We start from the raw sequence: 209 nt of genomic DNA on the forward strand, positions 1-209 counted from the left end.
GCTGACTCGCTCGCACTTGTTGAAGCGCTCATCGATGCTGATGTGCTGGCTGATTCACTCGCACTCGTTGAAGCACTCATCGATGCAGACGTACTTGCGGATTCACTGGCGCTGGTTGAGGCGCTCATGGACGCTGAGGTACTTGCCGATTCACTGGCGCTGGTTGAGGCACTCATTGACGCTGAAGTACTTGCAGATTCACTTGCACT

General features: G+C 54.5%; 1 pseudogene. It reads left to right on the top strand.

Annotated elements, in window-relative coordinates:
• Positions 1–209: pseudogene (locus HMPREF2877_RS02165) on the top strand (hypothetical protein); the annotation flags it as partial.

The organism is Streptococcus sp. HMSC072D03 (assembly GCF_001812855.1).
Lineage (GTDB): Bacteria > Bacillota > Bacilli > Lactobacillales > Streptococcaceae > Streptococcus > Streptococcus salivarius_D.